The sequence below is a fragment of the Halomonas sp. MCCC 1A13316 genome, assembly GCF_014931605.1.
In the GTDB taxonomy this organism is placed as follows: Bacteria; Pseudomonadota; Gammaproteobacteria; order Pseudomonadales; family Halomonadaceae; genus Halomonas.
This window is the reverse complement of the sequence record NZ_CP053382.1, coordinates 4,236,866-4,261,484: the sequence shown is the minus strand read 5'-3', so window position 1 is coordinate 4,261,484 and position 24,619 is coordinate 4,236,866. Positions and strand designations below refer to the sequence as shown.

22 protein-coding genes and 1 other RNA gene are annotated in these 24,619 nt (G+C 64.7%); 11 read left to right on the top strand and 12 right to left on the bottom strand.

What is annotated here, in order from left to right; genetic code table 11:
- Positions 1-6 precede the first annotated feature (6 nt).
- The gene (locus HNO52_RS19825) at positions 7-1,554 is read left to right on the top strand and encodes a uroporphyrinogen-III C-methyltransferase (protein WP_197566874.1); all 1,548 of its coding nucleotides are present in this window, start codon (positions 7-9) and stop codon (positions 1,552-1,554) included.
- Positions 1,551-2,801 carry a heme biosynthesis HemY N-terminal domain-containing protein gene (locus HNO52_RS19820; protein ID WP_197566873.1) on the top strand — a complete coding sequence of 417 codons (1,251 nt, stop codon included), beginning with the start codon at positions 1,551-1,553 and terminating at the stop codon, positions 2,799-2,801. Before HNO52_RS19825 ends, HNO52_RS19820 begins: the two co-directional genes overlap by 4 nt.
- Before the next feature lie 96 nt (positions 2,802-2,897).
- Here HNO52_RS19820 and HNO52_RS19815 read toward each other — a convergent pair whose 3' ends face one another.
- Complete coding sequence (locus tag HNO52_RS19815; RefSeq protein WP_232090408.1) at positions 2,898-4,424, bottom strand: outer membrane protein assembly factor BamB family protein; 1,527 nt, start codon at positions 4,422-4,424, stop codon at positions 2,898-2,900.
- Positions 4,425-5,016: 592 nt separating this feature from the next.
- Positions 5,017-7,263: a mechanosensitive channel protein gene (gene ybiO / locus HNO52_RS19810; RefSeq protein WP_442907186.1), complete on the bottom strand. Its 2,247-nt coding sequence runs from the start codon at positions 7,261-7,263 to the stop codon at positions 5,017-5,019.
- A 349-nt stretch (positions 7,264-7,612) separates the two neighbouring features.
- On the opposite strand from ybiO, the gene HNO52_RS19805 reads away from it, so the two are divergent.
- Entirely contained in the window at positions 7,613-8,005 is a 393-nt protein-coding gene (locus HNO52_RS19805) for a fluoride efflux transporter FluC (protein WP_197566871.1), read from the top strand.
- Positions 8,002-8,400, top strand: coding sequence for a fluoride efflux transporter CrcB (gene crcB, locus HNO52_RS19800; protein ID WP_197566870.1), 399 nt, complete (start codon positions 8,002-8,004; stop codon positions 8,398-8,400). Before HNO52_RS19805 ends, crcB begins: the two co-directional genes overlap by 4 nt.
- A gap of 23 nt (positions 8,401-8,423) precedes the next feature.
- Here crcB and pgi read toward each other — a convergent pair whose 3' ends face one another.
- The 3 genes from pgi to pyk are packed head-to-tail and all read right to left on the bottom strand — an operon-like array spanning position 8,424 to position 12,078.
- Positions 8,424-10,076: a glucose-6-phosphate isomerase gene (gene pgi, locus HNO52_RS19795; protein WP_197566869.1), complete on the bottom strand. Its 1,653-nt coding sequence runs from the start codon at positions 10,074-10,076 to the stop codon at positions 8,424-8,426.
- A gap of 50 nt (positions 10,077-10,126) precedes the next feature.
- The gene (locus HNO52_RS19790) at positions 10,127-10,615 is read right to left on the bottom strand and encodes a methylglyoxal synthase (RefSeq protein WP_197566868.1); all 489 of its coding nucleotides are present in this window, start codon (positions 10,613-10,615) and stop codon (positions 10,127-10,129) included.
- Positions 10,612-12,078 (bottom strand): pyruvate kinase, encoded by a 1,467-nt coding sequence (gene pyk / locus HNO52_RS19785; protein ID WP_197566867.1) that lies wholly within the window; start codon positions 12,076-12,078, stop codon positions 10,612-10,614. Before pyk ends, HNO52_RS19790 begins: the two co-directional genes overlap by 4 nt.
- 361 nt (positions 12,079-12,439) lie before the next feature.
- Between pyk and gap the strand changes: the two genes are divergently transcribed.
- The gene (gap, locus tag HNO52_RS19780; RefSeq protein ID WP_197566866.1) at positions 12,440-13,462 is read left to right on the top strand and encodes a type I glyceraldehyde-3-phosphate dehydrogenase; all 1,023 of its coding nucleotides are present in this window, start codon (positions 12,440-12,442) and stop codon (positions 13,460-13,462) included.
- 97 nt (positions 13,463-13,559) lie between these two features.
- A complete protein-coding gene (locus HNO52_RS19775) occupies positions 13,560-13,805 on the top strand; it encodes a YMGG-like glycine zipper-containing protein (RefSeq protein WP_197566865.1) in 246 nt (81 codons plus the stop codon).
- Between the two features lie 117 nt (positions 13,806-13,922).
- Here the strand turns inward: HNO52_RS19775 and HNO52_RS19770 are convergent, their stop codons facing one another.
- The 3 genes from HNO52_RS19770 to HNO52_RS19760 form a co-directional block, all read right to left on the bottom strand.
- Entirely contained in the window at positions 13,923-15,221 is a 1,299-nt protein-coding gene (locus HNO52_RS19770) for an aspartate kinase (RefSeq protein WP_197566864.1), read from the bottom strand.
- A 291-nt stretch (positions 15,222-15,512) separates the two neighbouring features.
- Positions 15,513-16,664 carry a carboxynorspermidine decarboxylase gene (gene nspC, locus HNO52_RS19765; protein ID WP_197566863.1) on the bottom strand — a complete coding sequence of 384 codons (1,152 nt, stop codon included), beginning with the start codon at positions 16,662-16,664 and terminating at the stop codon, positions 15,513-15,515.
- Positions 16,661-17,860, bottom strand: coding sequence for a saccharopine dehydrogenase family protein (locus HNO52_RS19760; RefSeq protein ID WP_197566862.1), 1,200 nt, complete (start codon positions 17,858-17,860; stop codon positions 16,661-16,663). The genes nspC and HNO52_RS19760 overlap by 4 nt, the downstream gene beginning before the upstream one ends.
- Before the next feature lie 355 nt (positions 17,861-18,215).
- Between HNO52_RS19760 and HNO52_RS19755 the strand changes: the two genes are divergently transcribed.
- Entirely contained in the window at positions 18,216-18,959 is a 744-nt protein-coding gene (locus HNO52_RS19755; RefSeq protein ID WP_232090407.1) for a Crp/Fnr family transcriptional regulator, read from the top strand.
- 96 nt (positions 18,960-19,055) lie between these two features.
- Here the strand turns inward: HNO52_RS19755 and ssrA are convergent.
- Together ssrA and smpB are read right to left on the bottom strand one after the other, a co-directional pair.
- Positions 19,056-19,435: a transfer-messenger RNA gene (ssrA, locus tag HNO52_RS19750) on the bottom strand.
- Positions 19,436-19,558: 123 nt separating this feature from the next.
- A complete protein-coding gene (smpB, locus tag HNO52_RS19745; protein WP_197566861.1) occupies positions 19,559-20,050 on the bottom strand; it encodes an SsrA-binding protein SmpB in 492 nt (163 codons plus the stop codon).
- A gap of 128 nt (positions 20,051-20,178) precedes the next feature.
- Here smpB and HNO52_RS19740 point away from each other — a divergent pair, with 128 nt between their 5' ends.
- Together HNO52_RS19740 and HNO52_RS19735 are read left to right on the top strand one after the other, a co-directional pair.
- A complete protein-coding gene (locus HNO52_RS19740; protein ID WP_197566860.1) occupies positions 20,179-20,613 on the top strand; it encodes a type II toxin-antitoxin system RatA family toxin in 435 nt (144 codons plus the stop codon).
- Between the two features lies 1 nt (position 20,614).
- Positions 20,615-20,911, top strand: coding sequence for an RnfH family protein (locus HNO52_RS19735; RefSeq protein WP_232090406.1), 297 nt, complete (start codon positions 20,615-20,617; stop codon positions 20,909-20,911).
- A 16-nt stretch (positions 20,912-20,927) separates the two neighbouring features.
- On the opposite strand, the gene HNO52_RS19730 is transcribed toward HNO52_RS19735, so the two are convergent.
- On the bottom strand, positions 20,928-21,452 hold the full coding sequence (locus tag HNO52_RS19730) for an outer membrane protein assembly factor BamE (RefSeq protein WP_332107652.1): 525 nt from the start codon (positions 21,450-21,452) through the stop codon (positions 20,928-20,930).
- Between the two features lie 33 nt (positions 21,453-21,485).
- Between HNO52_RS19730 and fur the strand changes: the two genes are divergently transcribed.
- The gene (fur, locus tag HNO52_RS19725) at positions 21,486-21,932 is read left to right on the top strand and encodes a ferric iron uptake transcriptional regulator (protein WP_197566858.1); all 447 of its coding nucleotides are present in this window, start codon (positions 21,486-21,488) and stop codon (positions 21,930-21,932) included.
- 88 nt (positions 21,933-22,020) lie between these two features.
- Here fur and recN read toward each other — a convergent pair whose 3' ends face one another.
- Entirely contained in the window at positions 22,021-23,697 is a 1,677-nt protein-coding gene (gene recN / locus HNO52_RS19720) for a DNA repair protein RecN (RefSeq protein ID WP_197566857.1), read from the bottom strand.
- Positions 23,698-23,916: 219 nt separating this feature from the next.
- Here recN and grpE point away from each other — a divergent pair, with 219 nt between their 5' ends.
- Positions 23,917-24,546, top strand: coding sequence for a nucleotide exchange factor GrpE (grpE, locus tag HNO52_RS19715; protein WP_197566856.1), 630 nt, complete (start codon positions 23,917-23,919; stop codon positions 24,544-24,546).
- The last annotated feature ends 73 nt before the right edge of the window (positions 24,547-24,619 follow it).

Here is a 24,619-nt window from a genome sequence, read left to right as displayed (position 1 = left end):
CGACAGATGAGCAAGCAGACCAACGAGCAGGACGAACAGAAGGCGCCTTCCGCAAAGGGCCAGGGCGACAAGAGCCGTGAGGGCGGGGTCAAGGACAAGCCCGGCAGCGACGCCGGCAAGGGCCGTTCTCAACGTGGCAGCTCATCGTCGCCGCCCGCGGCAGGCGAGAAGCCACCGGCAGCCCCCGCCAATGCTCCCGTGAGTCAGGGCAAGAGCGCTACGGCAGACTCCTCTGCTCCGTCCGCCGCCAAGTCGGCAGACGCCTCGTCGACCTCGGACAAGGCCGGGGACAAGTCCGCCAGCAATGGCAAGCCCACCGGCAGCGACAAGCCCACCGGCGGTGAAAAGGCTGCGGCCGTGAAGCTGGAGAGCGACAAGCCGAGCGCGACGAGCGGCAAGAGTGCCGATACCAAGCCGGCCGCTTCCGGCAAGCCCTCCGGGGACGGCTCGGCCAAGGCGGCACCGGCCGGAGGCGGCGGCACGCCGGCCTCGACCAGCGCCGACGGCGGTGGCAAGGGCGGCGGTCGTGTTGCCGGCGTGCTGGCGCTGATCCTGGTGCTGTTCCTCGGTATCGGCGCCGGCCTCTTCGCCTGGAACACCTGGGAGCGCCTCGACGCCCAGCAGCAGAATCTGGCCGATCTCGAGGAGCGTGCCGTCACCTCGGCCGATGAGTTCGCCAGCCTGCGTGAACAGCTCGATAGCGGTGAGCAGGAGCGCAATGCGGCCCTGGAGAAGGCGGTCGAGTCCATGCAGGACGAGTTTGCCAGCTACCGCAGCGAGGTCGATGAGACGCTCGACCAGGTGCTTGAGGAGCTCTCCCGCGAACAGGACACCGACGAGCGTGAGTGGCTGCATGCCGAGGCAGCCTACCTGCTGCGCCTGGCCAACCAGCGCTTGCAGCTCGAGCGCGACGTGGAAGGGGCCAAGGCGCTGCTGCGCACCGCCGATGCGCGCCTGAACGAAGCCGACAACCCCGCCCTGCTTTCGGTGCGCCGCGCCATCGCCTCGGAGCTGTCGATCCTCGACGGCGTGCCGGAGGTCGACCGCACCGGTCTCTACCTGGCGCTCAACGCCCAGCAGGAGCGTCTGTCGCAGCTGCCGCTGTCGCGCGAGCTTGAGGAGATCCCGGCGCGCTCGGGCATCGAGGAGGCGCCCAGCGGCGCTTGGCAGGAGCAGCTCTCGCGCTTCGGTCAGGAGCTGAAGGATCTGGTCGTCATTCGTCACCATGACGAGGCGCTCGAAGGCCTGGTCGCGCCGGAACAGGAATCCTACCTGCGCCAGAGCGCACGCCTGATATTGGAACAGGCCCAACTGGCGCTGCTCGAGGAGGAGCAGGCGCTGTACGAGGCCAGCATCGACAAGGCGCTGGAGCTGGTTCGCGGTTACTACGATACCGAAAATGGCGAGGTGCAGTCGGTCATCGAACGACTCGAGGAGCTCAAGGGCAAGAACATCCAGCCCGAGCTGCCTGACATCAGCGGCTCCCACGAGGCCCTGGCCGAGTTCATCGAGCGCCGTTTCGGTTCGCGCAACGGCCAGGGAGATGACGCATGAGAAAAGTGCTGCTGATCGTTCTCCTCGGCCTGGCGCTGGGGGCACTGTTCGGCCAGTTGATGGTTTCGGTGCCGGGCTACTGGCTGGTGCGGGTGGGCGACACCTCCTACCAGACCTCTTTCTGGTTCGGCCTGGTGCTGCTGCTGACGGTGTTCCTGATCCTGCATTTCGTGCTGCGCATATTGATGCGCCTGAGCCATCCCGTCAGCCGGCTCAAGGTGTGGAATCGGCGCACCCGTCACCGCAACGCCATGAAGCGCACCGTGCGCGGCTTGGTGGCGCTGGCCGAAGGACGCTGGAAGCGTGCCGAGAAGTCGCTGGTCAAGGCCGCCGACGACTCCAGTACACCTCTGGTCAACTACCTTTCCGCCGCGCTGGCGGCCCACTATCAGGGCCGCTATGAGCAGGCGGATACGCTGCTCAAGCGGGCCCATCTCTCCACCGAGGGAGCCGATACGGCAGTCGGACTGATGCAGGTTCAGCTCATGCTGGATCGCCAACAGTACGAGGAGGCGCTGGCGATTCTGACCCGCCTCGACCGCCAGTTGCCCAACCATCCCCAGGTGCTCAAGCAGCTCAAGCAGGCCTATCTCAGCGTCAATGACTGGGACGGCTTGCGTCGTCTGATGCCGCGCCTGGCGTCGCGCCAACTGATCTCGCCCCAGGAGCGCAACCAGCTTGAATTGCGTGCCTACAAGGAGCTGCTGGTCCACGAGGCACGCGACCCGAGCAACATCGAGCGCATTCGCAGCCTGTGGGCAGACATGCCGGATTCGCTGCGCGGCAATGTCGAACTGGTGGTGCTCTATACCGAGGCGCTGGTGCGCGGTAACGAGGAGGGCATCGCCGAGCGCCTGCTGCGCCACTCGCTCAAGGAGCACTGGGACAGTCGCCTGGTGCTGCGCTACGGGTTGCTCAGCGTTGATCCGGCGCGCCAGCTGGTACACGCCGAGAAGTGGCTGCAGGAGCGCCCCAACGACCCCGACCTGCTGCTGACCCTGGGTCGCCTGGCGCTGCGCAATGCTTACTGGGGCAAGGCGCAGGAGTACTTCGAGGCCAGCCAGCGTCAGCGTCCCAGCGGCGTGGTGTGCGCCGAGCTGGCGCGGCTCTATGCCAACCTGGGCGAGCACAACAAGAGCCAGCTCTACTATCGCCAGAGCGTCGAGCTGCTCGACAAATCGTTGCCCTCGTTGCCACAGCCCGCCGAGCTGGAAGCGGCCGGCAAGGATGGCAAGGCGTCCTCCTGAGCGGGCCGTGGCTGTGCGGCCCGAGTTGAAATGAAGAAAAAACGGAAGGGTGCCGCATGGCACCCTTCTGTCTTATTCACTGTCGACGTCTGACAGTCACTCAGGCAGGGCGAAGGAGACCACCTGGTCGCTGACCTTGGGCAGCAGGATCGAGTTGCCGCCCACCGCGAAGGTGACATACTGCTTGCCTTGGAAGGTATAAACCGCCGGCATCGACACGGCGGGGGCATCCACCAGGTGTTTCCACAGCACCTCGCCGCTCTCCAGGTCGATCGCGCGTACGCGCGAATCCATTGAGGCGCCGATGAAGATCAGCCCCGAACGGGTGATCACCGGCGCGCCAATGGTGACCGATCCCCACGACTCGGGCATGTAGAAGCCGTGCTTCTGCACTTGGCCGAACGGTTCGTTCCACAGCCTCTCGCCCGACTGCTCCAACTGCTGGTAGTCGTCGCGCGGAACCACCGGTTCCGGAACGTCGACGAAGGGCTGAGTTGGGGAAGCTTGTTCGCCTTCGGCATCCGATGCCGGTACCTCGCGCTCCTCGATGGGGTAAACGGGCTCGCCCGTTTCCCGGTTCAGCACGAAGAGGAAGCCCTGCTTGGACGGCTGTACCAGGGTGGGAACGGTCTCTCCATCCTTCTCGATGTCGACCAGTGTGGGAGGTGCGACGGTATCGTAATCCCAGATATCGTGATGTACGAGCTGGCGGCTCCATACCACCTCGCCGGTCTCGGTGTTCAGCGCCGTCACCAAGGTGGCCTGTGGCAGCTCCTCGGTTCGTTCGCCGCCATAGTAGTTGGGGCTCGGCGAACTGATCGGTATGTAGAGAAGTCCGGTTTCGGGATCCAGCGACATCGAGGCCCAGACGTTGGCCGTGCCGGTCCGGTCGACCACCTCCTCGGGCAGCGCATGGAAGGTCCACTTGCGCTCGCCGGTGCGTGCGTCGAGCGCGAAGTCCGTTCCCGGCGGCGCGACGGCGTCAGTCCAGTCCTTGCCGGCCCAGCCGAGGAACAGCGTGTCGTTGTACACCGTGGGCGGCTGGAACAGCGAGAGTGGCCTCTTGTCGTTTACGGTATTCCACTGGTTGACGTCGACCATCCCGTTGTCGCCGAAGTCGGCACAGCGTTTCCCCGTGTCGGCATCGACGCCGTGGAGCTTGTCGTCCATGGTGCCTATGTAGACCCGCTTCTGGCAGGCCACGCCAACCAGGGGCTCGTCGGCTTCCCAGTAGGCCACGCCGCGGCCCTTCATGTTGGCCTGGGTAAGAGCCTCCAGCGGAGCCTCGGGGTCGAAGGTCCACTTCTCTTCGCCGCTGCCCGGTTCCAGGGCGATGATGCGGTAGAAAGGCGTGCCCAGATAGAGCGTGTCGTTGACGAACAAGGGGGTTGCCGACCATACCGACATGGGCACCTCATCGCTGCCATCCGCGACGTCGCCGGTATGGTACTCCCAGGCCTGCTCGAGCTCGCCGACATTCTCCGGCGTGATCTGGTCGGCCGGGGAGTATTTCTGGGCGCGCAGATCGCCGTTGAGGGTTGCCCAACTTTCCGCCGACTCCATCCAGGCATCCGGGCCCTGGCGCGGCGGTTCGGGTGGGTCGTCCCCGCTTGGCGGCTGCATGCGGCCTCCTGGCGTTGCATCACGGACGGGTCGCGCTTGCCGGTAGCGGGGTCGGCAATCACATGGATGAGCCATGCCACGAGCCCGACTCCATGCAGCCGAGCAGCCACTCGGCCTGCAGCAGGTAGGCCGCGGCCCGTGCCCAGCAGATCGAGCAACAGCAGGAATGTGAGCAGCCCGCCCAGCCAGCGTGGCATGCCGCGCGCAAGCGCTAGCAGCAGTGACCCGAGCAGTATCAGTGCGGTGGAGATCAGTACCAGGTAGGCGCCAGGGGTGTAGGCTATGCTGTTGCCTTCAGTGAACGTGGCGACTGCCTCGAGGACCAGCGAAATGGCCGAAATCGCGAGTAGCAACCAGGCGCCGTAGGCGGTGCCTTGAGGTTTGCTTGTCATGGTAGTCCCAACCCTTGAACGCCTTCGAAGCAGGGCCGGGCTCGTTGGCGAAACGCAGGCAGCGCTTCGCCAGAGCCAAGGGACAGTATAGGCACGTCAGAGATTCTTCCTGCCGGTGCCGGCTCGATTAGAGAGAACGAGACACCACGCCCCCACCGAGCACGGTGTGGGGCGTGGCATGGTGCGGGAGCCGGTGTGGCTTAATCCCGTTCCTCGCCGTAGTCGCCTTGGGGGGGCGGGTCGGATTTGGCGCGCGGGTCGTCCTCGCTTTCGCGGCTGCTCTCGCCGGAGCGGGGCTGGCCGCCGGGTCGGCCGTCGATGTCGAAGTTCTGCCGCATCAGCCGCACGTTGGCCGGCGGCGCCTCGGCTTCCTTGCCCACGCCGAAGTAGAGGGTGGTATGGGGGAAGGGAATCTCGATGCCCTTGGCGTCGAAGTGCAGCTTGACCAGGCGGTTGTAGGCCCGGCCGACGCCCCACTGGGTGCCCGGGGTGGTCTTGATGCGCACGCGTATGTTCACCGAGCTGTCGGCCAGTGCGATGACGCCGGCCACTTCCAGCGGCGCGAGGATGCTCATCTTGTGCTCGTCGTCGGCGGCCAGCTCGTCGAAGGCCTCGCGCAGGGCGACGATCGCCTCGTCGATGCTCTCGCGATAGGCGATGCCGTACTCGCCGACGTGATAGCCGAACTCGCGCATGAAGTTGGAGACGGTATCGACGCTGGAAAAGGGCACGATGTGGTAGGTGCCGAAGAGGTCGCGGATGCCCACCGAGCGGATACTGAGCCGTTCGGCGGTGCCGGTGATACCGCCCACCGAGACCACATCTCCGGTGTTCATGGCGTTCTCCACCTGGATAAAGACGCCGGTGATGATGTCCTGCACCAGCTTCTGGGAGCCGAAACCGATGGCCAGGCCGAGCACACCGGCACCGGCGATGAGTGGCCCGATATTGATGCCGATCTCGGACAGCACGATCATCACGGTCATGGTGATCAGGGCGATGGCGAGTGCGTTGCGGAACAGGCTCAGCAGGGTCTTGGCGCGGGCGTCGGGCTCCCCCTTGCCTGTTTCCGGGTTGAGCTTGTGCTCGATCAGGCTGGCCAGCGCCAGCCATACGGCTATCGCGACCAGCAGGATCACGGCCACGCTGATCAGCTTGCCGACCAAGCCGCGTCCCGCCTCGGAAGCGTACCAGGCGGCCAGGTCGAAGGCGCCCCAGGCGTTGAGCACCAGCATCACCACCGCGATGAGGATCACGGTGCGGATGACCCGCAGCGCGTTGGGCACATAGCTGTTGAGCCGCGGTTCGAGCTGCGGCAGCTTGCGGCGCAGATCGTCGGAGAGCCGGATGCGGCGGCCGATGATCTGCGTCAACAAGTTCGACAGCAGCATACCGACCACCACCACGACCACGGTCTTGAGCGTGGCGAAGAGTACGAACGGCAGGGCATCCACCGGACGCGTCAGGGTCAGTATCAGCACCATCAGGAAGTAAGCCAGGGCGAACAGGTGCCAGGTGCGCGCGAACAGTTGCAGGGAGATCCGGGTGGCGGTGAAGTCGGAGCGTGCCGCCAGGGCATTGAGCTCATCGCGAATGCGGGTACGATTCTTGAGCACGACCGCCACGGCATAGAAGAAGGCGCCGAACATGATCAGCGCGCCGACACCTTGGCCCAGCGTGGGCGCCAGATAGACACTGACCAGCGGCACCACCACCAGCAGGCCGTAGCCCACCAGGCCGACCAGTCGCGCCAGCCAGCGATTCCAGTAGGAGGCCTCACCGGCCGAGATGGGCAGCAGCCTGAGCCCCTCATAGCGCGACGAGAACAGCATGCGCAGTGCCGCCTTGATCAGTTCGATGATCATGAAGGCATTGAGGAACAGCGAGGCACGGGTCGACAGCTCGCCGCTTTCGCCGATGGCGAAGGTGGCGATCAAGTTGCCGCCCAAGTAGGCCAGCGCCACCACCATCGCGTCGGTCAGCGCAGCGACGGCGACACACAGTACCAGGCGGATGGTCGGATTGAGCCCGCTTTCCTGCCGCGACCACCGGCTGAGCCGCGTGAAGAGCGGACGCGACAGTTGGCGAAAACTCATGAACAAGACGAAGGTGGCCAGGACCACCAGCCCCAGGTTGATCACAGCCGTGGTGAAGGCGCCCCAGTCCTGGGCGGTGGTATCGGTCTGCGTGCTGAACAGCCCCGCCACGATATCGAACAAGTTGCGCACCTCGCCGCCGATATCGCTGACGATGCGGCTGGTCATTTCGGCCAGCCGCCTGGGCAGCGATATCGCTTCTTCTGCCTGGCTGGTCTCGGTGGCCAGTTCAGGGTCGGCCGCCTGGCGGCGCAGGTGATCGATCAGTTGCTGCCGCGTCTGCTCGTTCTCGAGCAGCTCGGCCAGGGCTTCCGGAGCGGGAACGGCGGCGTCGTCGGCAGGCTGGGCCATGGCCGGTGCGGCGACCAGCAGGGCGAGTATCAGCCAGCCGAACAGCCAGGGGACAAACCGGTGTGCTATCACGCGTGACCTCCGTCTCGGGCGTGTCGGGCGGGAACCATATGTATTTCGACCCGCTAATGATAGGGCGTTAGGGCTCGGGGGACGAATGCTCGTCATTAATTATGCAGATATTGTACATTAACATCCTTGTGTGTCATATTTGCCATGCGTCCTTCCCCAGGACGCGATTCCCTGAACGAAGCCCTATCTTGGCCATCCGCCCTCCGGATGGCTTCTTTTTTTGTTCGCATGCTTCGACTCGGCTAGCATCGGCGCTTGGTGATGGCGAGGAAGCCGAATGAACGCGAACATCGGGCTGCTCCTGATGATGGCAGCGGGAGGGGCACTGGGGGGCATGGCGAGAATGGCGGTGTCGCAGCGGCTGGCTCGGCTCGCCGGCACCTCCTTTCCCTGGGGCACGCTGGTCGTCAACCTAAGCGGCGCGCTGCTGGCAGGCGGGATGGCCGGCTGGTTGGGCATGTCGCGTGATACGGCCATGTCGGGTGGCTGGTCGCTGCTGGTGGTGGGGCTGTTGGGAGGCTACACCACCGTCTCCTCGCTGAGCCTGCAGAGTCTGACCCTGTGGCAGAGCGGACGCCGAGCTGCGGCGCTCGCCAACGTATCGGCAACGACGATCGCCGGGCTGGCGCTGGCCGCCCTGGGCTGGTGGCTGACGGGAAGGCTGGCATGAGCGGCTGGCGCGACTACGCGGCGGTCGGCGTCGGCAGCGCCCTGGGCACGGTCATGCGCTACCTGGTGTCGCTGGCCATGCTGGCGGCTCTGGGGCCGGCCTTCCCCTGGGGCACGCTGCTGGTCAACCTGTTGGGCTCCTGGCTGATCGCTGCTCTTGCAGCGCACGTCGCCTGCCGGGGCGGCGGCCGGATGGCCCGCTCCCGCTGGCAGCCCTTTCTGGCGGTCGGCTTCTGCGGTGGCTTCACGACGTTTTCTCTGTTCAGCCTGGAAACACTCCACCTGCTCGAAAGTGGCCGTCCCGGCCTGGCGTTGCTCTATGTCTTGCTGAGCGTGCCGCTGTGGCTGGCGGCGGCCTGGCTGGGTGACCGCTTCGTGCGGGCACGCCATGGCTGACGTGCCCGCTGCGCTTCATGCCATCAGCGCTTGGTCTTTTCCGTGGCCTTTCTCTTGACCTTGCTGGCCGTGGCGGGCGCACTGCTGTCGGGGCGGAAATGCTCGCGCACCAGTGCCAGCAGCCCCTGGGTCGAGGCGTCGAAATCCTGGCTGTGCTCATCGATGCGCTCGCTGATCTCGCCGGCGATGCGCTTGCCCAGCTGCACGCCCCACTGGTCGAACGAGTTGATGTTCCAGATCACTCCCTGAACGAACACCTTGTGCTCATAGAGCGCGATCAGCGCCCCCAGGTTTTTCGGTGTCAGCTCGTCGAGCAGCAGCACGCTGGAGGGACGGTTGCCGGGGCAGCTGTAGGGGTCGAGCCGGCTACCGCTCTGGCTGCCCTCCATAAAGGCGTTGGCCTGGGCCAGCATGTTGGTGAGTAGCGCGAAGTGGTGATCTTCCACTCCCGGTTCGGGCTTCAGCGAGGCGATGAAGTCGATGGGCACGTAGCGGGTGCCCTGGTGCAGCAGCTGGAAGAAGGCGTGCTGGCCGTTGGAGCCGGTCTGTCCCCAGACGATGGGGCCGGTTTTGTAGTCGACGGGGTGGCCGAAGATGTCCACCGACTTGCCGTTGGACTCCATGTCGAGCTGCTGCAGGAACGAAGGCAACTGATGCAGCGCCTGGTCGTAGGGCACGATGGCCTGGGTCTCGGCGCCGACGAAGTTGATGTACCAGATACCGATCAGCGCCATCAGTACCGGCATGTTCTCGCGGAAGGGGGCGACCAGAAAGTGCTGGTCCATCTCGTAGGCGCCCTGGAGCATCTCCATGAAGCCGTCGAAGCCGATGGAGAGCGCGATGGGCAAGCCGATGGAAGACCACATCGAGTAGCGCCCGCCGACCCAGGCCCAGAATTCGAAGACGTTCTCCTCGCGGATACCGAACTCCATGGCCGCCTGCCGGTTGGTGGAGGCGGCGATGAAATGGGCGCCGATGTCGGCATCCTCGCCGGCATTGTCGAGGAACCAGCGACGCGCGGTCTTGGCGTTGAGCAGCGTCTCCTGGGTGGAGAAGGTCTTGGTCGAGACGATGAACAGAGTGGTGGCCGGGTCGAGTCGCTTGAGCACCTTCTGGATATGGGCGCCATCGACGTTGGAGACGAAGTGGAAGTTGAGCTCGGGGTGGCGATACTTGAGCAGCGCCCGGCTGGCCATGTTGGGGCCGAGGTCCGAGCCGCCGATACCGATATTGACCACGTCCTTGATGCGCTCGCCGCTGTAACCCTTCCACTCACCGCTGCGCACGGCCTCGGAAAACGCCCTGATCTGCTCGCGGGTGCGCTGGATCTCGGGCATCACGTCCTGGCCGTCGACCATCAGCGGCCCCTCGCCCTGGTTGCGCAGAGCGGTATGCAGCACCGGACGGTCCTCGGTGACGTTGATGATATCGCCGGAGAACATCTGGGCGCGGCGCTGCACCAGCGCCGAGTGGTCGGCCAGCTCGATCAGCTTGTCGAGCACGGCGCCCGAGATGGCGTGCTTGGAGTAGTCGAGGAACAAGCCGCCGACGCGCAGGCTCATCTTCTCGAAGCGCTGCGGGTCGGCGGTGAAATAGCTGCGGATCTGGTCGTCGGCGGTCTGCTCGTGCAGGCGCTTCAGGGCCTGCCAGGTAACGCTGCGGGTAAGCTGGAACATGGTTTCCTCACAAGTTCGCGGGCCTGGCCCGCCGGTCTCTTTGTTCTGGTTTACGGGGCTTGTTCGGAGCTGCGAGAGGCCATCCAGGCATCGACGTCGGGAATCGACATCTCGTAAGGCTGGTCGAGCCACGGCGAGCTGACCAGGAAGTCGGCGCTGGCGGCATTGCACGCCACCGGGACGTTCCACAGCGCGGCCAGGCGCAGCAACGCCTTGACGTCGGGGTCGTGGGGCTGGGGGGCGAAGGGGTCCCAGAAGAAGATCAGCAGGTCGAGGCGCTGTTCGGTGAGCCGCGCGCCGATCTGCTGGTCGCCGCCCAGCGGCCCGCTCATCAATCCCTCCACTTCGAGCCCGAGACTGGCCGAGAGACGCCCGGCGGTGGTGCCGGTACCCACCAGTTCGTGCTCGACCAATGTGTCACGCCAGCGTTCGGCCCACTCGAGCAATTCGTTCTTCTTGCCATCGTGGGCGATCAACGCGATGCGCTTGCGTGCCGGCAAGGTGCGGCGCACGCTGCGCCGGGGGCGACTATCGGTCATGGCTGGCCTACCTCGAGTATCTTCAGGGTATTGGTTCCGCCGTGGGCGTTCATGTGATCGCCCCGGGTCAGGATGACATGATCCCCGGGCTCGGCAATCCCCTTTTCCACCAGCAGGGCCAGGGCGCGGTCGTTGAGCTCGCCGGCGGCCATCGTGGTGGTATCGAACGGCAGCGAGACCACGCCGCGGTAGAGCGCCATGCGGCGCTGGGCGATGGGGCTGTGGGCGAGCCCGACGATGGGCAGGCCCGAGCGGATGCGCGAGGCGATCAGCGGGGTGTAGCCGGTCGAGGTCATGCAGGCGATGGCGGCCACCCCGGTGAGGTGGTTGGCGGCGTACATGGCCGACAGCGCGATGGTCTCGTCGACCCGCGAGAAGCCCTCGTGGATGCGGTGGCCCGACTCCTGGGCGATTCGCTCGCGCTCGGCGCCGAGGCACACCCGGCGCATGGCCTCGAGGGTCTCCACCGGGTAGTCGCCGGCGGCGGTCTCGGCCGAGAGCATCACCGCGTCGGTGCCGTCGAGCACGGCGTTGGCGACGTCGAACACCTCGGCGCGGGTGGGCAGCGGCGAGTCGATCATCGACTCCATCATCTGGGTGGCGGTGATCACCGCGCGGTTGAGCGTGCGGGCGCGCTTGATGATGCGCTTCTGCATGCCGATCAGCTTCTCGTCGCCGATCTCCACGCCGAGATCGCCGCGCGCCACCATCACCGCCTCGCTGGCCTCGATGATGCCGTCCAGCGTGGCCTCGTCGGCCACCGCCTCGGCGCGCTCGAGCTTGGCGACCAGGCCGATCTCGCGGCCGGCGTCGCCGAGCAGGCGCCGCGCCTCGTGCATGTCCTCGGCATGACGCGGGAAGGAGACGGCCAGGTAGTCGACGCCGATCTCGATGGCGGTCTCGAGGTCGGCCTTGTCCTTGTCGGTGAGCGCCGGGGCCGAGAGCCCGCCGCCCTGCTTGTTGATGCCCTTGTTGTTGGAGAGCTTGCCGCCGGTGACCACGGTGGTGTGCACCTGGGCGCCCTCGACCCGCTCCACCGTCAGCACCAGGCGGCCGTCGTCGAGCAGCAGCCTATCGCCGGCGGTGACGTCGTCGGCCAACTGGGTGTACTCGCAGCCGACGCGGGTGGCGTCGCCGGCCTCGGTGTCCATGTCCATGTCGAGGACGAAGGGCTGGCCCTCGTCGAGCACCACCGCGCCGTCGCGAAAGCGCGCGATGCGGATCTTGGGCCCCTGCAGGTCGCCCAGCGCGGCCACGCTGCGGCCCAGGCGCTCGGCGATCTGGCGCACGGCGATGAGCCGGCGGCGATGGTCGGCGGCGCTGCCGTGGGAGAAGTTGAGCCGCACCACGTCGACGCCGGTACGCAGCATGGCCTCCAGCACGCCCTCGCGGTCGCTGGCCGGGCCCAGGGTGGCGACGATCTTGGTGCGGCGGATGGGGATGTGCGGTGGTGGCTTCGGCATGTCGGGCGCCTCCAGAAGAATAGGGGATGTCGTCAAACTACAACGATATCGGTTTTGCGGTAAGTTTACTACATCATGTCATGCCTGAGGTATACCCTCTTCCGCTCGCCTGGCTTGGTGGTTTCTTAAAGTTGCGAAGAGCTGCGGGGCGCAAGGGTAACATTAGGTGTATCGAGTCACTCGACTCCTTATGTCGTAAAGTTACTAAAAAAATCTTGAGTCCCTGATCAGTTTGCGTCACATTGAGGGCGTTACTGACAGGAGCCGCAGGCTATCCAGCCGGCATCGTCGATGCCCGATCTCTGCCACCGGCTCTATTCCTTACCTGAAAGCTACAGAGACGCTCTGGAGGAGAGAGGACATGACACTCAAGATCGCCATCAACGGTTTCGGCCGCATCGGTCGTAACGTGCTGCGTGCTCTGTACGAGAACGGCTACCGCAACCGGGTGGAAGTGGTGGCCATCAACGACCTGGGTGACCCTGCCCTCAACGCCCACCTGTTGCGCCACGACACCGTGCATGGCCACTTTCCGTTCAAGGTGGAGCATGACGAGGAGAGCCTCAGCGTGGATGGCGATCGCATCGCTATCCTTTCGCAGCGCGATCCTGCTGTGCTGCCGTGGCAAACGCTGGGTGTCGACCTGGTGATGGAGTGCACGGGGCTTTTCACCAAGCGTGATGCCGCCGCCAAGCACCTCGAGGCGGGAGCGAAGCGTGTGCTGATATCCGCGCCGAGCCCGGATGCCGACGCCACCGTGGTTTATGGTGTCAATGAGGACGTGCTCAAGCCCGAGCACAAGGTGGTCTCCAATGCCTCCTGTACCACCAACTGCCTGGCCCCCGTAGCCAAGGCGCTCAACGACACGGTGGGCATCGAGAACGGCCTGATGACTACTGTGCACGCCTATACCAACGATCAGAACCTGTCGGACGTCTACCACTCGGACCCCTACCGGGCGCGTAGCGCCACGCACTCCATGATCCCGACCAAGACCGGCGCTGCCGCCGCGGTGGGCCTGGTGCTGCCGGAACTGGCCGGCAAGGTCGACGGCCTGGCGGTGCGCGTGCCGGTCATCAACGTCTCGCTGGTGGATCTGGTCTTCACCGCCGGCCGCGACACCAGCAAGGAAGAGATCAACGCCATCCTGGCCAAGGCCGCCGACGCCTCACCGGTACTGGCGGTGAACGCACAGCCACTGGTATCGATCGATTTCAATCACGACGCCAACTCCTCGACCTTCGACGCCAACCATACCCGCGTGAACGGTCGCCTGGTGAAGGTGATGGCCTGGTACGACAACGAGTGGGGCTTCTCCAACCGCATGCTCGATACCGCCCTGGCCATGCAGGCCGCCTGCGACGCCAAGCGCGAAGCGGCCTGATGGTCTGGCTCGAGACGGCTAGAGGGGCGGCCTTTTGCCTCTCGCCGCTTACCTTGGCTACGCTGTAAACGCACATCCATGGATCGGGAGGTAGGTCATGAAACGTTATGGATTGCGTGGCGTATCGATGGTCTTTGCCACCTCGATGATGCTGGCGCTAGCCGGCTGTGGTACCAGCACCGGTGAGCGTGCCGCCAGTGGCGCCGGCGTCGGGGCGGCCGTAGGGGGCGCTGCGGGGGCCGTCACCGGGGCAGGCGTGGTAGAAGGTGCGGCGGTCGGCGCCGGGGTGGGCGCTGTGACCGGAGCAGCTACCGACGAGGATGATATCGACCTCGACGATTGAAGCGTCTCACGATAGTCGTTCCGCGATATTCGGCCATGGTCCCATACGAAGCCGCCCGAGCCATCGCATGGCCCGGGCGGCTTTCTTCGAGTAGCGCGATTGTGGAAAAGCTGTCGCTCAGTCGGGTATATGCCAGGTCTCAGGGCAGTCCCGGCTGTGGAACAGGCGCTGAGCGGTGGTGTCGTTGCGCCGTTCTACCAGCGTTTCGCGGTCCGCAACGAGAGCGTCCATCATTCCTTGGTGGGGGTGACGCACCGTGAGCAGCGTCAGGGCGTCTTCGCGTCTGACGCTGTAATCCCGCTCGAGCGCCTCGATCATCGGTGCCAGCCGCTCGGGCTTGTCGTCGAGGCAGAACGCCAGACGCATGGCGCCGCTGTCGACCAGGTTGGCGTGCAGGCCGGCCTCGACCAGATGCCCCAGAATATCGTGCTGGCGCGGTTCGTCCATGAACGAGAAGTCGCGCGGTCGCACCTCGAGCCAGACCTGGTTCTCACGCAAGATGCAGCTGGCCACGTCGGCGTCATAGCGCCGCTCGGCGTCGATTACGCTGGGCGCAGCCTCGGGTGTCTCGAAGGAGCGCACCATAAGCGGAATCGACTTCTCCTGAAGCGGCCCCAGCGTCTTGGGATGGATGACCTTGGCGCCGTGCCAGGCCAGCTCGGTGGCTTCACCGTAGGAGATTCGCTCGAGCTGCACGGCGTTGTCGAAGCGCCGGGGGTCGGCGTTGAACAGCCCCGGGACGTCCTTCCAGATCACCACCTGCTGCGCGTCGAGGCAATGGGCGAAGATCGCCGCGCTGAAGTCCGAGCCCTCACGCCCGAGTGTCGTCGAAGCACCTTCCGCCGTGCCGCCGATGAACCCCTGGGTCAGGATCACTCGCTCACTGTCTGCCAGGCGTTCGCGGACGGTCTCGGCGGTGGCCGCCCAGTCGAGGTTGGCGGCCTGATGGCAGGCGTCGGTGCGTACCAGCTCGCGGGCATCGTGCCAGTTGGTGGCGATACCGCTGTGGTTGAGCCAGGCCGCGACGATGGTGGTAGAGATCAGCTCGCCGTAGCAGACGGTCTGATCGTAGTGCTTGGCGTAGGCGTCGCGACGGTGCTTGCTATGCTGGGCATCGAGTTCGTCGAACAAGGCGTCGACGCGCTCGACCGGGGAATCCTGCGAATCGTCGAACAGGGACTCGATCGCCTGGTGATGCTCGGCCTGCAGCGCCTCGAGGCATTCACGGTAATCGTCTCTGCGGCCCTCGTCGCGGGCGGCGGCGAGCAGCGCCTCAAGTTTGTTGGTGGTCTTGCCCATCGCCGAGACCACCACGACCAGCGGTCGCTCCTCGTGGGCTTCGATCAGCGGGGTCAGGTGGCGAATGGCATCGGCATCCTTGATCGAGGCGCCGCCGAACTTGAACACGGTCGTCATTCCGACTCTCCCTGTCTGGTGTCATCTTGCCTTAACCATGGTGCATATCGGCGGATAGCGAAAGGGGCACCCGGCATGCCATGCAAGTAACGGTGCACAAACGAAAAAAGCCCCCGCAGGGGCTTTTTTCGCTTTAATTGCCTATATTGGGAAACGCTGTACTAATCGACGAGCGAGATGAAGCGCAAGGCGCACGGAGCGAAGGAGCCGGAGCATATGGGTTATATGTGAGGATTCCGAGCACCGCGCAACGCAGCGATTCGTTCGCGCAGTCATTAGGTCAGTGATTTCCTAGCTCAGGCGCTCCTTGTAGGCCTCATAGCCGAACCGTTTCACCGTGCGCACTTCGCGGCTGATCTCGTCCACGCGACAGATCGACGGCAGGCGAATGCCGTTGAAGGTGGTGGTCTTGACCATGGTGTAGTGAGCCATGTCGGTGAACACCAGGCGGTCGCCGATGGCGAGCGGCCTGTCGAACGAGTAGCTGCCGATCACGTCGCCGGCGAGACACGTGGTGCCTCCCAGGCGATAGGTGTGGGCCTTCTCATCCGGTTCGCCAGCGCCGATGATGTGCGGCCGGTAGGGCATCTCCAGTACGTCGGGCATGTGCGCGGTGGCGGAAGTGTCGAGGATGGCGTTGGGGCCGTCGTTCTCGACGATATCCAGCACCGTGCACACCAGGTAGCCGGTATTCAGAGCGATCGCCTCTCCCGGCTCCAGGTAGACGGTGAGATGCGGATGACGCTCGCGAAAACCGCGAATCACCCGCACCAGCCGTTGGATGTCATAGTCGGGGCGGGTGATGTGATGTCCGCCGCCGAAGTTGACCCACTGCTTGTCGGCGAGGTATTGCCCGAACTTGGCCTCGAACGCCTCCAGCGTATGCTCCAGGGCGTCGCTGTTCTGCTCGCACAGGGTGTGGAAGTGCAGCCCCTCGAGCCCGGCGAGGTCGGCCTCCTCGAAATCCACCGCGCGCGTGCCCAGCCGTGAGCCGGGCGCACAGGGATCGTAGATCGCCACCTTGCCTTCGGAGTACTCCGGGTTGACCCGCAGCCCGCAGGAGACCTCGCGCGGCGCTGCCGCGACGGTGTCGCGGAAGCGCTGCCACTGCCCCGGGGAATTGAAGCTGACGTGGTCGGCGTACTGCAGCACCACGCCCATCTCCTCCTCGGTGAAGGCCGGCGAGTAGACGTGCACCTCGCCGCCGAAGGTCTCCGCGCCCAGCCGTGCCTCGTCCTGGCCGCTGGCGGTGGTGCCGACCAGATACTGGCTTACCAGCGGGAAGGTGTCCCACATGGCGAAGCCCTTCAGCGCCAGCAGGATCCGTGCGCCACTCTGCTCCTGGACCTGCCGCAGCAGCTCGAGGTTGCGTCGCAGCAGCGCGTCGTCGACCACGTAGGCCGGCGACGGGCAGGCGTGGAAGTCGAAGTCGAGTGGTGTCATGCCAGCGGGTCGTGCTCTGGCTCAAGCTCGACCACCTGCCACGGCAGGCCCATGTCGCCGATGCGCTCCATGAAGGGGTCGGGATCGAGCTGCTCGACGTTGAACACGCCCGCGCCCTTCCAGATGCCTTCCAGCATCAGCATGGCCCCGGTCACCGCCGGCACGCCGGTGGTATAGGAGATCGCCTGGGACTGTACCTCGCGATAGCAGGCCTCGTGATCGCAGATGTTGTAGATGTACACCTTGCGCCGCTTGCCGTCCTTGATGCCGTCGGCAATGATGCCGATGTTGGTCTTGCCCTTGGTGCGCGGGCCGAGCGAGGCCGGGTCGGGCAGTACCGCCTTGAGGAACTGCAGCGGCGAGATCTCGCAGCCGTTCACCTCGATCGGGTCGATGCGGGTCATGCCGACGTTCTCGAGCACCTTCAGGTGGGTGATGTACTTCTCGGAGAAGGTCATCCAGAAGCGGATGCGCTCCAGGCCCTTGATGTTCCGGCTGAGGGATTCGAGCTCCTCGTGGTAGAGCAGGTAGATGTCCTTCTCGCCGATGCCGTCGAAGTCGAACTTGCGCTTCTCGGCCAGCGGCGGGGTTTCCACCCACTCGCCGTTTTCCCAGTAGCGACCATTCGCGGTGATCTCGCGAATGTTGATCTCCGGGTTGAAGTTAGTGGCGAAGGGGTAGCCGTGGTCGCCGCCGTTGGCATCGAGGATGTCGATGCGGTGGATCTCGTCGAACAGATTCTTCTGGGCGTAGGCGCAGTAGATGTTGGTCATGCCCGGGTCGAAGCCGCAGCCCAGGGTGGCCATGTTGCCTGCTTCGGCGTAGCGGTCGTGGAACGCCCACTGCTCCTTGTACTCGAACTTGGCCTCGTCCGGGTGCTCGTAGTTGGCAGTGTCGAGGTAGGGCACGCCGGTCCTCAGGCACGCCTCCATGATGGTCAGGTCTTGATAGGGCAGGGCCACGTGGATCAGCACGTCCGGCTTGAACGATTCGATCAGTTGAACGAGGTCGTCGACGTTGTCGGCGTCAACCTGGGTCGTCTGGATGGGACGTTCCAACTGGGCCGCGATGGCCTTGCACTTCTCTTCGTTGCGACTGGCCAGGCAGATCTCGCTGAAGACTTCGGGGTGCTGTGCACACTTGTGGGTGACTACGCCTCCGACGCCACCGGCGCCGATAATCAGGACTTTGCTCATGGGCCTCTCGAATCCAGATCGGGGAATGTCTATGAAAGGGTAGGGTCTTATCGGATTTTCGGCCATCTCGTCATGCCCGTGCCCGATGCCACCCCGGTCTTGCATCGCTTGCGCGCAGATGATGGCTTCCCATGAAGCCGGGGGCAAGAGATTTTGTCATGACCAGCTAGACCAAAGCAGGGGGCGGCGACATTGCGGCGGTGCCCCATGGCCAAGCGGCGCCAATGCCGGCACGGCGGGCCTCGTGAGGGAATCGTTCGGTCATTATTGAGCGTCGATAACCTGCGTTATGAATCTCTATATAAGCTTGTGTTTTAGTATGTCGCGATCTAACCACAAGCCGGAGAGGCAGAGTGTGACCCTACTCGACAGTGTAGTGATGCAGGGACTTGGCCGTCACGGGGCGTTGACGGCAGACGACAAGGCCCTGTTGCTGAGCCTAGAGCTCAATTCAAGGCGCGTGTCGGCCGGGGAAGTGCTATGGCAGGAGAGTGCGGATGTAGATATCTTCTGCGTGATCAAGGAGGGCTGGGCCTTCTCCTATCGCAATCTTGGCAACGGTTCGATGCAGATCCTCAAGGTCTACCTGCCGGGCGACATCATCGGCATTCGCGATTTCGGCTTCTCCCGTCGTCTGGCAGGGGTGGCGATGATCAACGAGGGCGCGGTCTGCCCGTTCACGTATCAGCAGCTCTTCGAACTCTTCGGGCGCTCGCCGGCCCTGGTCGCGGGTATCATCGCCGTGGCGGTGCGCCAGCAGGCGATTCTTACAGAACGGCTGGTCTACCTGGGACGCTACTCCGCACATGAGCGGCTGGCGCACTTCCTCTACGAACTCTACATGCGCCTCAAGCGGATCGGCGCCGTGGAGGACAACGGCTTCTTCATGCCGCTGTCTCAGGAGCAGATCGGCGATGCGCTAGGGCTGAGTGCCGTGCATGTGAGCCGAACCTTCTCCATGCTGCGCGACGAAGGCCTGATCGTGCGCGACCGTCAGCACGTGACGCTGCCCGACCCGCAAGCCCTGGCTCGGCTGGTCGAGTTCAACGATACCTATATCGACGAATCCTTGCCGCCTGCTTTCCATGGCTTCGCCTAGCGGTACGGCGCTCACTTCCGGTCGAGTCTATCCGCGAAGTCACAGCAGAGCCCGGAAACGAAAAAAGCACCCTCAGGGGTGCTTTTTTCGCTTGATTGGTGGAGGCGGCGGGGATCGAACCCGCGTCCGCCGGCACTCGCTCTTCGGCTCTACATGCTTAGGTCCGTTTTTTGGTTTAACGCATCTGGCTCCAACGGGCAGGATCCAGCTACGCGATTCCTCTAAGGTTTAGCGATTGGCGAGAGGACACCACCAACCGCGATCCCATCATTCTTGGCTCATATCCCCTCCGCGATGAATGGGCACATCGCTTTGGGGCCGGACTAGAAGCTAACAGCTATTAAGCTGCCAGCGCGCCCTGAGCGTAGTTGTCGTCGTTTGCGACTATTTAGTCGTGATGTTGGATTTACGAGATACATCACGCTCTCGGCATGCACCTAGGAGGTTGTCACCGGCGTCGAAGCCATGTCGCCCCCGTAGCAGACCCATCTTATCAGCTGGATAACGCTATGACACCTGTTGGATGGGTTGGTTCCATCGCTTCCCCGATTCTTGCCAATTTCGGGGAGCCACTTGCCGTGTCACCCCATTGTGACACCTCAAGCCTTGGTGTGTTCCCGCATGATGCGCCCTTTCTGCCGCTGCCAGTCGCGGTCCTTCTCGGTGGCGCGCTTGTCGTGCAGCTTCTTGCCCGTCACCAGCGCTAGTTCGCACTTCACCTTGTTGCCCTTCCAGTAGAGCTTGAGCGGCACGCAGGTATGCCCCTTCTCCTGGGAACGCGAGAAAATCTTGGCGATTTCCTTGCGATGCAACAACAACTTGCGCGTGCGCGAAGGATCGGCGATCTCGTGGGTGCTGGCGGTATTCAGCGGCGTGATATGGCTGCCCAGCAGCCAGGCCTCGCCGTCCTTGATCAGGATGTAGGTATCGGTGAGCTGGGCCTTGCCGGCGCGCAGGCTCTTCACCTCCCAGCCGGCCAGCACCAGGCCGGCCTCGAAGGTCTCGTCGATGTGGTACTCGAAGCGAGCCTTCTTGTTCTGGGCGATCATGCTGCTGCCGGGGCCCTTGCCCTTGCCTTTCTTATTGGCCATGGAACCTCGTGTCATGTTCTGCCGATGGTGACGTCCCCTTCGATGTGGGGGGAAGCGTGGTACCATTCAAGGCGTGAAATAACCGCTCATGATACGCCCTGGGCACTGTGAAGTCAGCGGAGAGCTCAATGCCAATGGTCAATCGGTCCGCCCTGGTGCGGCACACCCCTCGGGACATGTTCGAACTGGTCAATGACTTCGAGCGCTATCCGGAGTTCCTGCCGGGCTGTCGGCGGGCGCGGCTGCTCGAGCGCGACGAGTCGCACCTGATCGGTGAGATGACCCTGGGCCGGGCGGGTCTGGAGCAGAGCTTCACCACCCGCAACGACTTGATCGAGCCCGAGCGCATCGAGATGTCGCTGGTCAGCGGCCCTTTCAAACGCCTGCGCGGTCGCTGGTTGTTCCTGCCAATGGGCGAGGGCGCCTGCAAGGTATGTCTGGAGCTGGAATTCGAATTTGCCAACCGTCTGATGGGCATGGCTTTCGGCAAGCTGTTCCAGCAGGTGGCCGGGCAGTTGGTCGACTCCTTCACTCGGCGCGCCGACGAGCTGTATGGGCGCTGACATGGGGCTCGCAGTGGAAGTGGTCTTTGCCCTGCCCGACAGGCAGCGCATCGTCGCGCTCGAGGTGCCGGAGGGCACCACGGCGCGACAGGCCGTCGCCCTGGCCGGGCTGGACAGGCTCTTCCCCGAAGTGCCGGCCGCGACTTTTGCCGAGGCGGATCTTGGCATCTTCGGCAAATTGCTACGCGACCCCGACGTCCAGCGCCTGCGTGCTGGCGATCGGGTCGAGGTCTACCGCCCACTCGAGATCGACCCCAAGGCGGCACGCGCCCGGCGCGCGGAACGCGCCGGGAGGTAGCCGAAGAGCGGCAGAATTAGCGAACGAGCGGCTCGGTCGATGCCGGCTCGCCGCCTTGCGGCAACGTGCCACCGGCGCCAGGCGCGCGCTCCGGTACCGCTTCGGGCTGTGTGGAGGGCAACATGCCGGCAGGGTCGGACCCCTCGGCCGCCGGGCCGATGTCGTCCTGCGCGCGCAGTTCGATGTCCTCGGAAAAATCGCCTGCCTGCTGGACGTTGACCAGCCGCTCGCCGTCGAAGGTCAGCGTCACCCGGCGCTGCTGCACGTCGCCGTAGGCTTCGTCGAGGCGGAACACGTAATCCCACTGATTGGCATCGAAAGGCGCTTCCAGCAGGGGCCTGCCCAGCAGGTCGACGACCTGCGTGCGGCTCAGGCCGGGCTGAAGCTGCTGGACCATGCCCTCGGTAATGTAGTTGCCCTGGGGAAGGTCACGCTTGTAGACACAGCCGCTGACCACGGTCAGGGCGATGACGAGGGGGAGGGTTTTGATCAGCTTTTGCATTTGTGTCCGTTCTTCACTATCGTGGATTCGGTCGATCATACCCGACCCTACCTGATACTGCGAAGAGCGAACATGGCCGACCAGAACCATGAATTGCGCAAGGCGGGCCTCAAGGTCACCTTGCCCCGAGTGAAGATCCTGCAGATCCTCGAGAATGCCACGGGTCAGCACCACCTGAGCGCCGAGGATGTCTACAAGACCCTGCTGGAAGCCGGGGAGGACGTCGGCCTGGCCACCGTCTATCGCGTGCTGACCCAGTTCGAGTCGGCCGGCCTGGTGATCCGTCACAATTTCGATGGCGGGCATGCCGTGTTCGAGATTTCCCAGGAGGAACACCACGACCATATGGTGTGTCTCGACAGCGGCGAGATCATCGAATTCTTCGACGAAACCATCGAACGTCGCCAGCAGGAGCTCGCCGAGGAGCACGGCTTCGAACTCGTCGACCATGCCCTGGTGCTCTATGTACGCCCGCGCGGCTCCAGTACTACGCGACAGGACGGCACACCGCGCAAATGACACGCAAGTAAAAAGCCGAGTTAGCGCCATAGCGGCCCCGATCGATGATCGGGGCCGCTTGCGTTAGCGCTCGCGAACATGGAGCGGCTCAGTGGGCGGCGCCTTGCTGACTGGCATCCAGCATCTCCCGGGCATGGGCCAGGGTGCGGTCGGAAAGGTTGACGCCACCGAGCATGCGCGCCAGTTCACTGACGCGGCCGGCTTCGTCGAGCAGGGCCATGCGCGTCAGGGTGGTGTTGCGCTTGGCCTGCTTCTCGATATGCAGATGATGGTGGGCCTGGGCCGCTACCTGGGGCAGGTGTGTCACGGTCATTACCTGACCGTTCTCGCCGAGCCTGCGCAGCAATTGGCCGACGATCTCGGCGGTTGCACCAGAGATGCCCACGTCCACCTCGTCGAAGACCAGGCTGGGGATGGTCGAGTGGCGTGCAGCGACCACCTGAATCGCCAGGCTGATGCGCGAAAGCTCGCCACCGGAAGCGACCTTGGCCAACGGCCGCGGCGGTTGGCCGGGGTTGGCACTGATCAAGAAGCGCACCGCTTCCATGCCGTCCGGCTGCGGCGTCTGGCGTGTCGCCACCTCCACTTCGAAGTGCGCCTTGCCCATGGCCAGGAAGGCGAGCTGCTCCTGTACCGCCTTGCCGAACTTTCCGGCCGCCAGGCGGCGGGACTCACCCACGCGACGTGCCTGCTCGCGCCAGGTGTCGCGTAGCCCCTCGACCTCGCTGCGGAGCGCCTCGAGGTCGTGCTCGCCGCCTTCGAGGCTCTCCAGCTCGGTCTGCAGGCGGCGATGGAGGGAAGGCAGCTCCTCGGGCATCACATGATGCTTGCGTGCGATGCGGTGCACCTCGCTCAGGCGAGACTCGACCCATGCCAGCCGCTCCGGATCCAGTTCGGTGGTGTCGGCAAAGCGGTTGAGTTCGCGCACGGCCTCCTCGACCTGGATGCGCGCTTCGCCGAGCATGGCGAGCACTTCGGCCAGGGTGCCGCGGTCGCTGCCCGGCAAGGGGTCGAGCCGGTGGGCCGCCTGGTTGAGCAGCGCCAGCACGCCGCCCTCGTCGCCATCGCAGCATTCGGCGGCGACCTGTGCTTCGCGCAGCGTCTCCTCGGCGTGGGCGAGCTGCTCCTGTTCGAACTCCAGGGTGGCGAGCTCTTCGTCGCCCAGGGCCAGTGCGTCGAGCTCCTCGACCTGATAGCGCAGCAACTGGCGGCGCGCCTGAACCTCGTCACCGCTCTCGGTCAGCTGTTTCAGGCGTCGCCGGGCCGCTTGCCAGCGGCGAAAGGTCTCGCTCAGCTCGCCGACGGCGCTGCGGTTACCGGCAAAGTCGTCGAGCAGGCGCAGGTGGGTCTCTTCGCGCAGCAGCATCTGGTGGGCGTGCTGGCCGTGGATCTCGACCAGATGTTCGCCCAGCGCCTTGAGATCGGTCACGGTAGCCGGCTGCCCGTTGATCCATGCCTTGGAGCGGCCGTTGGCCGTTACCACGCGGCGTAACAGGCAGTCGTCGAGGGGCAGCTCGCGCTCCTCGAGCCAGTGCCGGGCGGCCGGCAGGCTTGCGATATCGAAGCGCGCCGAGAGATCGGCACGCTCGCAGCCGTGGCGCACGCTGCCGGCGTCGGCGCGCTCACCCAGGCATAGCCCCAGGGCACCGAGCAGGATCGACTTGCCGGCACCGGTCTCGCCGGTGATGGCGGTCATGCCGCCGGCAAGCTCCAGATCGAGCGTATCGACGATGGCGAAATCGCGAATGGCGAGCTGAGTCAGCATGGGGCCTCCCGGGAAGCGACGCACAAGGCTGGATATCCATACACTTTATTGAGTTTTTATACAGTAGTCGAGGCGGCCGCTCAACGCCCGCATTGCACATGAACGCCCAGCCTCTCTTGAGATTGCGGTCAGGACCCCCATATAGGCGGCAGACTCGCGGCTTTTGCCCAATCGAAACCGTTGCGGCCGCATGGCCGAACCACGCTTCAGGAGATGCGCATGGCTAAAGAACCCCAGACCCCGCTCGACGACGAGCTGGAGCGGCGCGAGGAAGAGGCTCGGCCGGAACCGGTGGCAGGCGAACTGGACGATGCGATTGGCATCGGGGACGACGAGTCCGTCGCGTCCGAGGAGCCGACGACGGTGAGCGACAACCCCGAAGCCGACATGCTGGCCGCCCAGGTCGAGGAGCTGGAGCAGAGCCTGGCCGAGGCCAAGGACCAGGCGCTGCGTGCCGCCGCCGAGGCGCAGAACGTGCGCCGCCGGGCCGAACAGGAAGCCGAGAAGGCGCGCAAGTTCGCCCTCGAGCGCTTCGTCAAGGAGCTGCTGCCGGTAGTCGACAGCCTGGAAAAGGCGCTCGAGGCCATGGGCGACGACGCCACCGAGGCCCATAAAGAGGGCGTGGCCATGACGCTGAAAATGCAGCATGACGTGCTGGCCAAGTTCGGCGTCGAATCGCTCGACCCGGCCGGCGAACCGTTCGACCCGCAGTACCACGAGGCCATGGCCATGGTGCCCAACCCCGAGCTCGAGCCCAACAGCATCATGGAAGTGATGCAGAAGGGCTACACGCTCAATGGTCGCCTGGTACGTCCGGCCATGGTAGTGGTCAGTCAGGCTACCGGCTGAGCCGATCGGCACGACCAATCCAGCGTAATGCAGGGGGAGGGCTTGAAAACGTACAAAGCACCCCCAGATAGAC

Bases quoted from the DNA above. Each gene is read 5' to 3' on its own strand.
- HNO52_RS19825 (WP_197566874.1), top strand. From the start codon at position 7: ATGAGCAAGCAGACCAACGAGCAGGACGAACAGAAGGCGCCTTCCGCA.
- HNO52_RS19820 (WP_197566873.1), top strand. From the start codon at position 1,551: ATGAGAAAAGTGCTGCTGATCGTTCTCCTCGGCCTGGCGCTGGGGGCA.
- HNO52_RS19815 (WP_232090408.1), bottom strand. From the start codon at position 4,424: ATGCAGCCGCCAAGCGGGGACGACCCACCCGAACCGCCGCGCCAGGGC.
- ybiO (WP_442907186.1), bottom strand. From the start codon at position 7,263: ATGGCCCAGCCTGCCGACGACGCCGCCGTTCCCGCTCCGGAAGCCCTG.
- HNO52_RS19805 (WP_197566871.1), top strand. From the start codon at position 7,613: ATGAACGCGAACATCGGGCTGCTCCTGATGATGGCAGCGGGAGGGGCA.
- crcB (WP_197566870.1), top strand. From the start codon at position 8,002: ATGAGCGGCTGGCGCGACTACGCGGCGGTCGGCGTCGGCAGCGCCCTG.
- pgi (WP_197566869.1), bottom strand. From the start codon at position 10,076: ATGTTCCAGCTTACCCGCAGCGTTACCTGGCAGGCCCTGAAGCGCCTG.
- HNO52_RS19790 (WP_197566868.1), bottom strand. From the start codon at position 10,615: ATGACCGATAGTCGCCCCCGGCGCAGCGTGCGCCGCACCTTGCCGGCA.
- pyk (WP_197566867.1), bottom strand. From the start codon at position 12,078: ATGCCGAAGCCACCACCGCACATCCCCATCCGCCGCACCAAGATCGTC.
- gap (WP_197566866.1), top strand. From the start codon at position 12,440: ATGACACTCAAGATCGCCATCAACGGTTTCGGCCGCATCGGTCGTAAC.
- HNO52_RS19775 (WP_197566865.1), top strand. From the start codon at position 13,560: ATGAAACGTTATGGATTGCGTGGCGTATCGATGGTCTTTGCCACCTCG.
- HNO52_RS19770 (WP_197566864.1), bottom strand. From the start codon at position 15,221: ATGACGACCGTGTTCAAGTTCGGCGGCGCCTCGATCAAGGATGCCGAT.
- nspC (WP_197566863.1), bottom strand. From the start codon at position 16,664: ATGACACCACTCGACTTCGACTTCCACGCCTGCCCGTCGCCGGCCTAC.
- HNO52_RS19760 (WP_197566862.1), bottom strand. From the start codon at position 17,860: ATGAGCAAAGTCCTGATTATCGGCGCCGGTGGCGTCGGAGGCGTAGTC.
- smpB (WP_197566861.1), bottom strand. From the start codon at position 20,050: ATGGCCAATAAGAAAGGCAAGGGCAAGGGCCCCGGCAGCAGCATGATC.
- HNO52_RS19740 (WP_197566860.1), top strand. From the start codon at position 20,179: ATGCCAATGGTCAATCGGTCCGCCCTGGTGCGGCACACCCCTCGGGAC.
- HNO52_RS19735 (WP_232090406.1), top strand. From the start codon at position 20,615: ATGGGGCTCGCAGTGGAAGTGGTCTTTGCCCTGCCCGACAGGCAGCGC.
- HNO52_RS19730 (WP_332107652.1), bottom strand. From the start codon at position 21,452: ATGATCGACCGAATCCACGATAGTGAAGAACGGACACAAATGCAAAAG.
- fur (WP_197566858.1), top strand. From the start codon at position 21,486: ATGGCCGACCAGAACCATGAATTGCGCAAGGCGGGCCTCAAGGTCACC.
- recN (WP_197566857.1), bottom strand. From the start codon at position 23,697: ATGCTGACTCAGCTCGCCATTCGCGATTTCGCCATCGTCGATACGCTC.
- grpE (WP_197566856.1), top strand. From the start codon at position 23,917: ATGGCTAAAGAACCCCAGACCCCGCTCGACGACGAGCTGGAGCGGCGC.